This window comes from Actinocorallia sp. B10E7 (assembly GCF_039871655.1).
GTDB lineage: Bacteria > Actinomycetota > Actinomycetes > Streptosporangiales > Streptosporangiaceae > Actinocorallia.
Map to the genome: position 1 here is coordinate 944,548 of NZ_JBDPLZ010000001.1, position 13,416 is coordinate 957,963.

General features: G+C 71.5%; 2 protein-coding genes. One reads left to right on the forward strand and one right to left on the reverse strand.

Annotated features, from left to right (window positions below):
• Positions 1 to 4: 4 nt before the first annotated feature.
• The gene (locus ABGB12_RS04555) at positions 5 to 11,944 is read right to left on the reverse strand and encodes an amino acid adenylation domain-containing protein (RefSeq protein WP_347674841.1); all 11,940 of its coding nucleotides are present in this window, start codon (positions 11,942 to 11,944) and stop codon (positions 5 to 7) included.
• A gap of 130 nt (positions 11,945 to 12,074) precedes the next feature.
• On the opposite strand from ABGB12_RS04555, the gene ABGB12_RS04560 reads away from it, so the two are divergent.
• Positions 12,075 to 13,364: a salicylate synthase gene (locus ABGB12_RS04560; protein ID WP_347674842.1), complete on the forward strand. Its 1,290-nt coding sequence runs from the start codon at positions 12,075 to 12,077 to the stop codon at positions 13,362 to 13,364.
• Positions 13,365 to 13,416: the final 52 nt, after the last annotated feature.

Below are 13,416 nucleotides of genomic sequence, written 5' to 3' on the forward strand. Positions count from 1 at the left end.
TTGCCTAACTTAGCAATCGGGGGATCTCCTGGGAAGCCCCGAGGACGCCGAGGATTCCCGCGACGGTCGGGGCCGCCATCAGCGCGGCGATCTTCAGTCCTGCGCAGCCCGGCTCCCTGCGGATCCGGCGGACCAGCCGCATCGCCAGCAGCGAGTGGCCGCCCAGGTCGAAGAAGTCGTCGTGCGGGCCGACGGCGTCCACGCCGAGCTCCTCGGCGAAGATCCGGCACAGCGCGGCCTCGCGGTCCGGCGACCCGGCGCCGCCGGCGCCAGGCGCCGCGTCGCCGGTGACCTTCCTGGCGGTGAGCGAGGCGGGCAGGCCGCTCACCGGGGCCTTTGGGTCCGCCGCGCAGACGGCCAGCAGCGCGTCGATCATCCGCTCCACGGTGGAGGCGTCGAACAGGTCGGCCGAGTAGTCGACGATCAGCCGCAGGTCCTCCCCCTCCTCGCGGAAGATGAAGTCCAGGTCGAACTTGGCGGCGGCAGGGCCGAACAGCGCGGGCCGCTGCTCCAGGCCGGAGAAGGCGATCTCACCGGCGTCCTGGGCCTCGTACCCCACCATCACCTGGAACAGCGGGTTGCGTCCCGGCACACGGCGCGGCTTCAGCGCCTCCACGACCGCCTCGAACGGCAGGTCCTGGTGAGCGAGCCCGGCCAGGTCGGTGTCCCGGATCCGGGCCAGCAACTCCTCCAGGGTCGGGTCTCCCGACAGGTCGGCGCGCAGCACCAGCGTGTTGACGAAGAACCCGATCATGGAGCCGGCCGCGTCGTCGGTGCGGCCCGCGACCGGGCTGCCCAGCGGGATGTCCTCGCCGCCGCCCATCGTGTGCAGCAGCGCGGCGACCGCCGTCTGGCAGAGCATGAACATGCTGGCGCGGGCCTCGCGGGCCCTGGCCCGCATCGCCCCGGTCAGCGGACGCGGGACCTCCCGGACGGCGGTGCCGCCGCGCTGGCCGACCGTGGCGGGCCGTGGCCGGTCGACCGGGAGCGGGATCTCCTCCGGCAGGCCGGACAGGGCGCCCGCCCAGTAGGCGAGCTGGCGGGCGTGCCTGCTGCCGGGGTCGAGCGGGTCGCCGAGCAGATCGCGCTGCCAGAGCGTGTAGTCGGCGTACTGGACGGGTCGCGGCTCCCAGACGGGGGTCTCCCCCGCGACACGGGCGTTGTACGCCTGCGCCACGTCACGCGCGAACGGCCCGAACGACCACTCGTCGAACACGATGTGGTGGAAGACCGCCAGCAGCAGGTGCTCGTTCTCCCCTTCGGGGAAGACGGCCACGCGCAACGGGATCTGCCTGGAGAGGTCGAAGGGACGCGCGATGACCTCTTCCGGAGCACAGGCCGCGATCTCCAGCGTGGGCTTGGCCTGCTCCGGCGCGAGGATGCGCTGGTAAGGGACGCCTTCGTGTTCGGCGAAGACAGTGCGCAGGCTCTCGTGGCGGGCCACGACGTCACCTATCGCGGCCTCCAGCGCGGTGACGTCCAATGCTCCGCGCAGTCGCACGGCGAGCGGAAGGTGATACGCCTCTCGGGGGCCTTCGTCTTCCCGTAGCAGCTGGTCGAGCAGCCACAGGCGGCGCTGGGCGAACGACAGCGGGATGTGTTCGGGGCGTTCGCGCGGGGTGAGCGCGGGACGGACCTCTTCGCCCGCGCGGTCGTGGATGCGCTGGGCGAGCTCGGCGACCGTCGGAGCCTCGAACAGGTCCCGGATGGCCAGCTCGGTACGCAGCACGGTACGGGCGCGGCCCACCAGGCGCGTGGCGAGCAAGGAGTGGCCGCCCAGATCGAAGAAACCGTCGTCGATACCCACTCTGGCGACGTCCAGAGCCTCGGCGAACAGGGCGCACAGCAGCCCTTCGACGGGCGTACGCGGCTCGCGTCCGGCGCCTCCGGTGGTCTGCCCGTCGGGCAGCGGCAGGGCACGCCGGTCCAGTTTGCCGTTGACGGTCAGCGGCAACGCGTCGAGCGTCACGATCGCGCTGGGCACCATGTAAGAGGGCAGAGTGCGCTTGAGCGCGTCCCGGACCCGGGACGCCAGTGCTCCTCTGCCTCGTGCGGCGGCGGGGTTGTTGGCGTACGAGGCGGGTTTGCGGCCTGCTTCCGCCTGCGGGCGGGCGGCCGCCCTGCCGAAGACGACGTCGTAACGGCCCGGTTCGCCGGACGGGGTGATGACGACGTCCGGGTCGAGCTCGTAGAACACCTCCGGTTCGACGCCTTCGGGCGCGGCGTCCAGCAGAACGCGGGCTTCTTCTGCACTCGCGCCGTTCTCCAACGCCTCCAGGGCGGCGAGTTCGCCGGACAGACGCGGGTCGGGGACGCCCTGGACGCGCACGGGCAGGTCCTCCAGCTGGTCCGCGAGTCCGTCCAGGCCGTTCCAGGGGATCGTGCGTGATTCGGGGAGCGCCTCGGTCTTCCGGAACGTGACGTCATAGCGGTGACGGGTCAGTTCGTTGTGGTGGACACCGCGCTTGGTGCGGATCTCGACGTCCGCGGGCAGGCCGAGGGCGGTGAAGAAGGAGGGCTCCAAGAGGAGTTCCTTCTCCATGCGCAGGGCGCGGTCGATGGCCGCCGGATCCGTGCTTCCCCGCAGCGACTGGATGGCGGAGTGGAACGCGCGGGCCGTCCTGAGATCGCGTATGTCGCCGATGAACAGCGCGCCGCCGGGGGTGAGCAGGCCGAAGGCCTTGGTGATGACCTCGGCCAGGTACTCCGCGCTCGGGAAGTACTGCACCACCGAGTTGATGACGACGGTGTCGAAGTGCCCTTCGGGCAGGCCGGTGAAGTCGTGGGCGGGCCGGCAGCTCAGCGTGACGTTCGTGGCGGCGCCCAGGTCCTCGCGCAGCTTGGCGATGACGGGAGCGGAGAAGTCGGTGCCCCGGTACGTCTCGCACACGGGTGCCAGACGCGACAGCAGGAGACCGCTGCCGACGCCGATCTCCAGGAGGTGGCGCGGGGCCAGCGCCCTGATGCGCTCGACGGTCGTCTCGCGCCACTCCCGCATCTCCTCCAGCGGGATCGGAGCGCCGTCGTAGCTGCTGTCCCAGCCGGCGAAGTCCTCGACGTGGACGGCCGTGCCGATCTCGGTGTACTCCTCGTCGTACACCTGCCGCCATTCGGCGATCTGCGCCTCTTCGGCCTCCGGCCGGGCGTCGGGGACGACGTAGCCGACGAGCCGCTTCACGCCGGGGACGTCGCTGTCCACAGCGATGACGGCGGCCTGGCCGACGCCCGGTTCGGCGGCGAGCGCGGTCTCGATCTCCGACAGCTCCACCCGGTAGCCGCGGATCTTCACCTGGTCGTCGGTGCGGCCGAGGAAGTCGATGATGCCGTCCTCGCGGACCCGCACCAGGTCGCCGGTCCGGTACATCCGGCCGCCCGCCGTGTAGGGGTCGGCGACGAAACGTTCGGCGGTCAGGTCGGGGCGGCCCAGGTAGCCGCGTGCCAGGCCGGCTCCGGCGATGTAGAGCTCGCCCGGGACACCCGGCGGTACGGGGCGCAGCCAGCCGTCCAGGACGTAGGCGCGGGTGTTCCAGATCGGACGGCCCACGGTCGGGGTGGCGCTGTCGGTGGTGCCGCCGCCGAGGGTGTTGATGGTGTACTCGGTCGGCCCGTACAGGTTGTAGCCGAGCACGCCTTCCGTTTCGGCCAGCCGGTCCCAGACGGAGGCGGGCACCGCCTCGCCGCCGAGGAGGACGAGCGGCGGGCGGTGCTCGCCGTCCAGCAGCCCTTCTTCCAGGAGCTGCTGGGCGTAGGTGGGCGTGACGTTGATGACGTCGACGCGGTGTTCGCGCAGGTAGGCGGTGAGGGCTTCGGCGTCGCGCCGCAGGTCCTCGTCGCAGACGTGCACTTCGTGGCCTTCGATGAGCCACAGGAGTTCCTCCCACGACATGTCGAAGGAGAAAGAGACCGTGTGCGCTATGCGCAGTCGGTGTCCGGCCTCGGCCACCACGGGGTCGAAGATGTTGGCGCGGTGGTTGAACTGCATGTTCGTCAGGCCTCGGTAAGGGGTGACCACGCCCTTGGGGCGGCCGGTGGAGCCGGACGTGTAGATGACGTACGCGGGGTGTTCGAGCCGTCCGGGGGTGCCGGGGGCGAAGCCGGGAAGTTCCTCGTCCGTGAGGTCGCCGTGGGGTTGGGCGGCCAGTTCCGCATCCGTCTCGGGGTCGTCCAGCAGGATCGGGGCCGCCTCGTAGGTGAGTCCGGCCGCGATGCCGCGGTGGGAGACCAGGCATGCGGGCGCGGCGTCCTGGATCATGTAGTCCAGGCGTTCGGCCGGGTAGTCCAGTTCCAGGGGAAGGTAGGCGGCCCCGGTACGCAGCACCGCGAACAGGGCGACGACCATTTCCGCGGAGCGGGGTAGCGCGAGCGCGACGACTTTCTCCGGACCCGCGCCGTACTTCAGCAGGAGCCTTGCGAGCTTGTTGACCTCGGCGTTCAGTTCGGCGTACGTGAGGCGTACGTCCGGCTGGGAGACGAGGGCCGTCTCGTCGGGGATCTGCGCGGCGCGGTCGGCCAGGAGTTCGGCGATGGTCAGTTCGGGGACGGGTTTCTCGGCCTCGGCCCAGTCCTGGCGGATGCGTTCCTCTTCCTCGGGGAGGAGCAGGGGCAGGTTCGCGCAGGCCGTCTGCGGGTCGGCGGCCAGCGTTCGGAGGATCTGGACGTACCGTTCGGTGATGCGCTCGGCCTCCGTGTCGGTGAACGCGTCCGTGCGGTACATGACCCGCAGGTTCCCCCCGGGATTCACCACCATGGTGACCGGATAGTGCGTGGCGTCGCGCACCTCGCGGTCGACGACGCGCAGGTCGCCGCCCGGGCCGAAGCCGCGTTCCGTGGGCATTCCGGGGAAGTTCTGGAACACGAAGAGCGTGTCGAACAGCGTGCCCAGCCCGGTGGCACGCTGGACGTCGGCCAGCGCGACGTAGGAGTGGTCGAACAGTTCGGACTGGGTGGCCTGGAGGCGGTCCATCACGGTGCCGAGCGGCTCGGCGGGGGCTGCCGTGACCCGTACCGGGATGGTGTTGAACAGCAGGCCGACGATGGATTCGACGCCGTCGATGTCGGGGTGGCGCCCGGAGACGGACGCCCCGAACACCACGTCGTCACGTCCGGTGAGACCCATGAGCAGCAGGCCCCAGGCGGTCTCATAGAGGGTGCTCAAGGTACTGCCGGTCTCCCGGGAGGCCCGTTCGAGCGCGGCGGCGAGGTCCATGGGCAGGGCCAGATGCCGTTCCCGTGCTGTGGCGAGGTCTGCGGGCCGGTCGAGGAGGTCGGGGCGGAGAAGAGTGGGCTCTTCCAGGCCGCTCAGGCTGCGCGCCCATGCCTTGACCGCCGACTCCCGGTCCTGGGCCGTCACCCAGTCCAGGTAGGCGCGGAACGGCGTAACGGGCCGCCCGGCCTCGGCTTCCTCATCGGTGTAGAACTCCAGCAGAGAGGTGACCAGCAGGCCGCCGGACCACCCGTCGAGCAGGATCAGCTCGGAGGTCAGGACGAGCCGGTGGTCGTCCTCGCCCACGCGGGCCAGTGCAAACCGGATCAGTGGCGGCTCGCCCGGCGTGAACGGGCGGATCCTCTGCTCCTCGACGAACGCGTCCAGATCTTCGACTTCGGCGTACGTCCAGTCGAGGGTGAAGTCCTCGGGGATGAACTGCACGGTCCGCAACCCGTCGGTCCGGAAGCCCGCCGTCAGGTTGGGGAATTTCTCCAGGACACGACGTGCGGCGATGGCGAGGCGGGCTTCGTCGACCGGGCCTTCCAGCTTGATGACGGCCTGCTGGACGTAGATGTCACGTCTGTCTCCGGCCATCATCAGGTGGAAAAGGAGGCCTTCCTGCAGCGGTGAAAGCGGCAGTTCACCGGTGTCTTCCCGTACCTGGACGGACACGGTGGCGTCGGAGGCGGTGCTGTGGCGGGCCAGTGCCTCGACGGTGCGCAGCTTGAACACGTCGCGGAAGGTGACCGCCAGCCCCGTCTTGCGGGCGCGCGCGACCAGGAGGGCGGCGCTGATGCTGTCGCCACCCGAACGGAAGAAGTCCACCTCCGCGCTGATCTCATCGCTGTTCTTGCCCAGCAGTTCGGCGAAGAGCGCGGCCACGGTCTTCTCTCGTTCCGTGCGCGGTGCCCTTCCGCCTTCGGAGGCGGGCTCGGGAAGCGCCTTCCGGTCGAGTTTGCCGTTCGGGTTGAGCGGCAGTTCGTCGCGCCGGACGAGGAGGGACGGGACGAGATAGTCGGGCAGCAGTTCCGCCAGACGTCCGCGCAGGGCTTCCAGGTCGGTTTCACCGACGATGTAGCCGACCAGCCGTCCGGAGCGTTCGGCCACGGCGGCGCGGCGGACGCCTTCCTGGGCGGCCAGGACCGTCTCGACCTCGCCGAGCTCGATGCGGAAACCGCGAATCTTGAGCTGGTCGTCGGCGCGGCCGAGGAACTCCAGGCCGCCGTCGCGGCGGCGGCGTACGCGGTCGCCGGTGCGGTAGAGGCGGGAGCCGGGCGGGCCGAACGGGTTGGCGACGAAGCGTTCGGCGGTGCGGACGGGGTCGCCGAGGTAGCCCCGGGCGAGGCCGTCTCCTGCCAGGTAGAGCTCTCCCGTGACGGTTTCGCGCAGGGAGCCGTCCAGGACGTAGGCGGTGGTTCCTGCGATCGGGAACAGGCCGTCGTCGGCGGAGACCTCGGAGATGAGGCTGTCGCCCGCCGCCTCGGAGCAGCCGTACAGGTCGATCAGCCTTCCCGTCACGCGGTCGGCGAGCGCCTTGGGTAGGGGTTCGCCGCTGCTGATCCAGGTGGTCACCGGGGCCGGGGGGCCTGCCTCCAGAAGGGCGTTGAGCAGGCTGGGGACGACCGTCACCGTGGTGACGCGGTGGCGGTCGAGGAACCCGGTGAGCGCGATGGGGTCGGTGGCGGTGGCGTCGTCCGCGATCACCACGGTGTCTCCGGAGACGAGGCCTCCGAGGAGTTCGGTGGTGCCGTCGATGAACGACGGGGAGCTCTTGGCGGCGCGCACGCCCGGCTCTACCAGGTCGGCTCCCCAGGCGAGGCGGTTGGCCAGGGCCCGCTGGGTGCCGATGACCGCCTTGGGGGTACCGGTGGAGCCCGAAGTGAAGATCACGTAGGCGGGGTGGCCGGGCCTGACCCCGGCGCGGTCGCGGGGCGCGCTCTCGGCCGGGGGCTCGTCGCGCCCCAGGACGAGCAGCGGTTCGGCCGTCTCCAGCATGAGGTCCACGCGGGCCTGCGGGTATGTCACGTCTATCGGCAGGTAGGCGGCGCCCGTCTTGAGCACGGCGAACAGCGCGACCGCGAAGTCCGCCGAGCGCGGGAAGGCGATGCCGATGACCCGTTCGGGGCCCGCTCCGGCGGCGGCGAGGCGGCCCGCCAGCCGCTCTGCCCGTTCGTTCAGCTCGGCGTAGGTGAGCGCCTCGTCGCCGAAGACGAGTGCCGTGGCGTCCGGACTGCGCCGGACCTGCGCCTCGATCAGCTCGGCCGTCAGAGGACCGGTGTACGCCTGCGCGGCCGGGGCGCCGTCCGGGGTGGCGGCCCGCAGGGACGACAGGGGAAGGTCGGGTTCGGCCGTCGCCTTGGCGAGCAGGCCGCTCAGGTCGGCGAGCAGGTCCTCGATCGTCTCGCGGTCGTACAGGTCGGCCGCATAGGCGGCGAAGCCCTCGATCTCCTCCTCGCCCTCGCCGAAGTACAGGTCGAGGTCGAACTTGACGCCGCCGGTCTCGGGCAGGAACGGCGCGGCGGTGACGCCGGGGAGCCGCAGCCGCACGTCGTCCAGCCGCTGGTGCACGACCATCACCTGGAACAGCGGGCTGCGGGCCAGGGAGCGTTCGGGGGCCAGGCGTTCCACCACCCGCTCGAAGGGGACCTCGGCGTGGGAGAAGGCGGCCAGGTCGGTGCGGCGGACCCGCTCGAGCAGTTCCCGGAAGGTCGGGTCGCCCGACAGGTCGGTGCGCAGCACCAGCAGGTTGACGAAGACGCCGACCAGGTCGGTGAGGTCCTCGTCGGAGCGGCCCGCGATGGGCGAGCCGAGTGCGAGGTCCTCTCCGGCGCCTGCGGCGCGCAGGGCGGCCGCGACGGCTGCGTGCAGGACCATGAAGACGCTGGTGCCGGTCTCCCGTGCCAGCTCGCGTATCCCGGCGGCCGGCATGCGGAACGGCAGCAGCCCGCCCCGGTGGGCGGCCTCGGCCGGGCGGGGCCGGTCGAGCGGAAGGGTGCTCTCGGCCGGAAGGTCCGCCAGCGTCTCCTCCCAGTGGGAGAGCTGCTCGTCGACGTCGCGGCCCGACTGCCAGACGGCGTAGTCGGCGTACTGGACGGGCAGCGGGGTCCAGCCCGGCTCTTCGCCCTTCAGACGGGAGACGTAGGCCGTGGAAAGGTCGGCGAGCAGTGGTGTGAACGACCATTCGTCGGCCGCGGAGTGGTGTTGTGCGACGACGAGCACCCATTCCGTGCCGCCCGTACGCCACACCGTGGCGCGGATGGGGAGTTCCTTGCCGAGGTCGAAGACGTGGGACGCGGCGCGGGTCTGGTCGGCGTGCAGCCGTTCCGGCGTCCAGTCGCGGGCGTCGAAGACGTCGAAGGCGACTTCGACGGAGTCCAGGATCCGCTGGACCGGCAGCCCGTCGGCGCCGGTGACGAGGAGCGTGCGCAGTGCTTCATGGCGGGCCACGACGTCTTCCAGCGCACGGTGCAGGGCCGCGGGGTCGAATTCGCCGGTGAGGCGCAGGCCGAGGGGCAGCGTGTAGGCGGCGGACGGCTCGCGCAGCGCCTCTTCCAGCCAGATGCCGCGCTGGGTGTGCGAGGCGGGGACCGTCGCGGGGCGGACCACGTCGCGGACCCGTTTCCTGGCTCCTGCCACCAGCCTGGGTGCCAGAGCGGCCACCGTCGGGGCCTCGAAGACGTCGGCGATGGTGAGTTCGGCGTCCATCACGGCGCGGACGCGGCCCGCCAGCCGGGTGGCGAGCAGAGAGTGGCCTCCGAGGGCGAAGAAGTCGTCGTCGACGCCGACCTCCTCCAGGCCCAGGACCTCGGCGAAGACCGCGCACAGGGCGGCCTCCCGCTCGTCGCGGGGAGCGCGTCCCCCGGTCCTGGCCTCGGGTGCGGGGAGGGCCGCGCGGTCGAGCTTGCCGTTGACCGTCCGGGGCAGCGCGTCCAGCCGCACCAGGGCGGCGGGAACCATGTACTCGGGGAGGCGGTCGGCCAGGGCGGAGCGCACCTCGTCCAGGTCGAGCGGGTCGGGGTCGCCGGAGGCCACGACGTAGCCGACGAGCCGCTTGTCCCCCGGAACGTCCTCCCGGACGACCACGGCCGCCTGCGCCACCCCTGGGGCGGCGTTCAACACGGCCTGGATCTCGGCGGGCTCGATGCGGAAACCGCGGATCTTCACCTGGTCGTCGGTGCGTCCCAGGTATTCCAGGACGCCGTCGCGGTTCCACCGCGCCAGGTCTCCCGTCCGGTACATGCGCGTGCCGGGCGGGCCGTACGGGTCGGCGACGAAGCGTTCGGCGGTCAGGTCGGGCCGTCCGACGTAGCCGCGGGCCAGTTGGTCGCCCGCCAGGTACAGCTCTCCCGGGACTCCGACGGGCACCGGCCGCAGCGCGGCGTCCAGGACGTGTGCGCGGGTGTTCCGGAAGGGGCGGCCGATCCCGTCGGACGGGAGTTCGGTGAGCGTCGCCCAGACGGTGGCCTCCGTCGGCCCGTAGACGTTGAGGGCCTCCTCGGCCGTGGCGGCGAGCCTGTCGGCGAGGGCCCGGGGCAGGGCCTCGCCTCCGACCAGGACGCGCAGGCCGCGGAACGCCTCCGGGTCCAGCGTGCCCAGCAGCGAGGGGGTGCCCTGGACGATCGTGGCCCCGCGCAGCAGGCCGGCGAGCCTCCGGGGGTCCCTTACCGTCTCGCGGTCCGCGAGCACGACGGTCGCTCCGCTGATCAGCGGCACGTACAGCTCCAGCACCGCGATGTCGAAGGCGATCGTGGTCACCGCGACGAGGCTGTCGTCCGTACCGAGCGCCAGCCGGTCCCGCATCATGCACAGGAAGTTCGTCAGCGCGGTGTGCGGGATGGCGACGCCCTTGGGCCGTCCGGTCGAACCCGAGGTGTAGATCACGTACGCGAGGTCGCCGCCCCGGATCTCGGGGCGTTCGAAGTGCTCCGGTCCGGTGCCTTCCGCGAACACGACGTGGTGTCCTTCGGGGACCAGCTCCGCGGTGGCGGGGTCGGCGATCACGCATGTGGGAGCGGCGTCCTGGAGCATGTAGGCGAGCCGGTCCGCGGGGTGGGCGAGGTCCAGAGGCAGGTAGGCGGCGCCCGTCTTGAGGACCGCGAGAAGGGCGACGACCAGGGTGGGGGTTCGCGGGAGCGCCAGTGCCACCACGTCGCCGCGTCCGGTGCCGAGCCGGGCCGCCAGCGCCGTGACGCGGGCGTCCAGCTCGGCGTAGGTGAGGACGCCGGCCGCGGATTCGACGGCCACGGCGTCGGGGGTGCGGCGCACCTGGGCTTCGAAGAGGTCCGTGATGGTCTCGGCCGGGACCCGCCGGTCGGTGGCGTTCCAGCCCGCGAGGAGGGAGTGTTCGGCTTCGTCCAGCAGCGGAAGGTCTCGGATCGCGCATGACGGGTCGGCGATCGCGGCGCGCAGCAGGGTCTCCAGGTGCGCGAGCAGCGCGTCCATGCGTTCGTCGGTGAACAGTTCGCGCCGGAAGGTGGCCTCCACGACCATCCCGGACGGCCGGACGAACGCTTCGAGGGACAGGTCGAAGTGCGTCGTCCCGTTGTGGATGTGCGCCCAGCTGGTCTTCACGCCGGGGAGGTCGAGCTCGCCGATCTCCTGGGCGAGGAACAGCAGCATCGTGTCGAAGTACGGCGACCCGCCGCTCCGGCGGGCGGGACGCAGCTCCTCGATGATCTTGTCGTAGGGCGTCGTCCGGTGGGCGAGGCCTTCGGTGCACACCTCGCGGACCCGGTGCAGCGCCTCGCGGAAGGTCGGCGCGCCGGACAGGTCGCTGCGCAGCACCAGGGTGTTGCCGAAGTTGCCGACCAGCCGCTCGATCTCGGTGTGCTCGCGGTTCATGACGGCCGAGCCGACGGGGATGTCCGTCGCACCCGTGTAGCGGTGGAGCAGGACCTTGTAGGCGGCGAGCATCACCATGTACGGGGTGGCGTTCTCGCGGGCCGCCAGCTCGCGCATCCCCTCCGTCACGTCGTCGCCGAACCGGCGTGCGCGACGTCCGCCGCGCTCGGAGGCGGACGATCCGCGCGGGGCGTCGGCGGGCAGTTCCAGGGGGGCGGGCGGCGGGTCGAGGCGTCCGCGCCAGAACGCGAGGTCTTCGGCGTCGAGTTCGCGCTTCTGCTCCCAGTCCGCGAAGTCGGCGTACTGCACTTTCAGCGGCGGCAGCCCGTCGGGCCCTCCGTCGACCTCGGCCCGGTACAGCGCCGACAGGTCGCGGGAGAGCGAACCCCATGTCATGCCGTCCCAGGCGATGTGGTGGACGACGAGCACGAGCGCGTACTCCGCTTCGCCCAGGCCGAGCAGTTCCAGCCGGATCGGCCGTTCCTCGCGCAGGTCGAACGGCGACGCGGCGAGTTCGGCGGCGCGCGCCTCGGCGTCGGGGCATTCGCGGACGGGCAGTTCCAGCGAGTCGGCCGTGTCGTCGGCGAGGACGCGCTGCACCGGCCCGTCGTCGTAGACGGTCCGCAGGACGGCGTGCCGCCGCAGCAGGCCGCGCAGGGCCGCGCGCAGCGCGTCGACGTCCAGGGCGCCGCTCATGCGGATGAGGAGGCAGACGTTGTACGCGGGGCTGTCGGGGAAGGCCTGGTGGTGCAGCCACATGCTCTGCTGCGCGTAGGACAGCGGAGCGGGTTCCTGTGCCGTTCTCGGGGTGATCCGGTCGGTCTCGGGGCCGATGCCCGCTTCGGCCATCATCCGTCGCATCAGTTCGCGCCGAAGCGCGGCCGTCTGTCCCTGCACGCTCAACTCTTCCGCTGGGGGGAACACCGTGCGGACGAAGATCGCCCACCCGTCGGTTAGGTTAGCCTTGCCTACTAAATATCTGCAAGGTTAGCCTTACCTAAGTTGATCGTGCAGAGGAGTGGGTCAGTTGTTCGGTGTCCGTACACAGATCGCCGTCTCCGTCACGGCGGATCCGGTCCAGCTCGTCGCCCGTCTGGCCCGCTCGGGCTTGTTCACGGACTACGTGGCCTACGAACGTCCGGGCGCCTGGCGGTTCGCAGGCGGCGCCCTCGGCGAGGTGACACTCGATACCGAGACGGTCCGCTTCCGTTGGGCGGAGCGGCCGGAGTCGGCCAGGTCCTGGTCCGGCGACCCGGCCCGCGCGCTCGGCGACGCGCTCACCGAAGTCCCCGGCTCCGGCTGGACGGCCTACGGGTGGATCGCCTTCGAGTTCGCCGGCACCCCCCGCACCGGCAGGCTGGCGCATCTCATCGTCCCGCGCACCGAAGTGCGCATCGAAGACGGCGTCGCCTACATCACCGGCGAAGAGCCCGACGAGTCGAACGCCGTCGCCGAATTGCTGTCGGGAGACCTCCCGCCCGAGATCCCCGTGCCGTCTCCCATCGACGTGCGCACGGGCGGCGACGCCTACCGCGAGAACGTCGCCCGCGCCGTCGCGGAGATCGAGGCCGGCGAGTACCAGAAGGTCATCGTCTCCAGGCGTCTGCCCATCCCGTTCCCCGTGGACGTCATCGGCACCTACCTGGCCGGACGCGCCGCCAACACCCCGGCCCGGTCGTTCCTGCTCGACCTCGACGGCTTCCGGTCCACCGGTTTCAGCCCCGAGGTCGTGGCCGCCGTCGACGAGAACGGCACCGTCACCACCCAGCCCCTGGCGGGCACCCGCGCGTTCGGCCTCGGCTCCGACGCCGACTCCGCCCGCCGGCGCGAACTGCAGAACGACCCCAAGGAGATCTTCGAGCACGCCGTCTCCGTCCGGACCTCGCAAGAGGAACTGCACGGCGTCTGCGAACCCGGCACCGTCAACGTCACGGAGTTCATGAGCGTCAAGGAGCGCGGCAGCGTCCAGCACCTCGCCTCCCGCGTCACGGGCAGGCTCGCGGCGGGACGCACCTCCTGGGACGCGCTGCGCGCGCTGTTCCCCGGCGTGACGGCGTCGGGCATCCCCAAGCGCGAGGCGATGGAGGCGATCGCCCGCATGGAGGAGCCCCGCGGGCTCTACGCGGGGACCGTCCTGACGGTCTCCGACGACGGTTCGCTCGACGCGGCGCTCGTCCTGCGCGCCCTCTACAGCCAGGACGGCCAGGCCTGGCTGCGCGCGGGCGCGGGCGTCGTCTCGGGTTCCACACCGGAACGCGAGTACGAGGAGACGTGCGAGAAGCTCTCCTGCATCGCACCGCATGTGGTGGGCCGTTGACGAAGACGATGACGCCCCCGGGAGTCCCGGGGGCGTCCTTGTCCCGATCCGG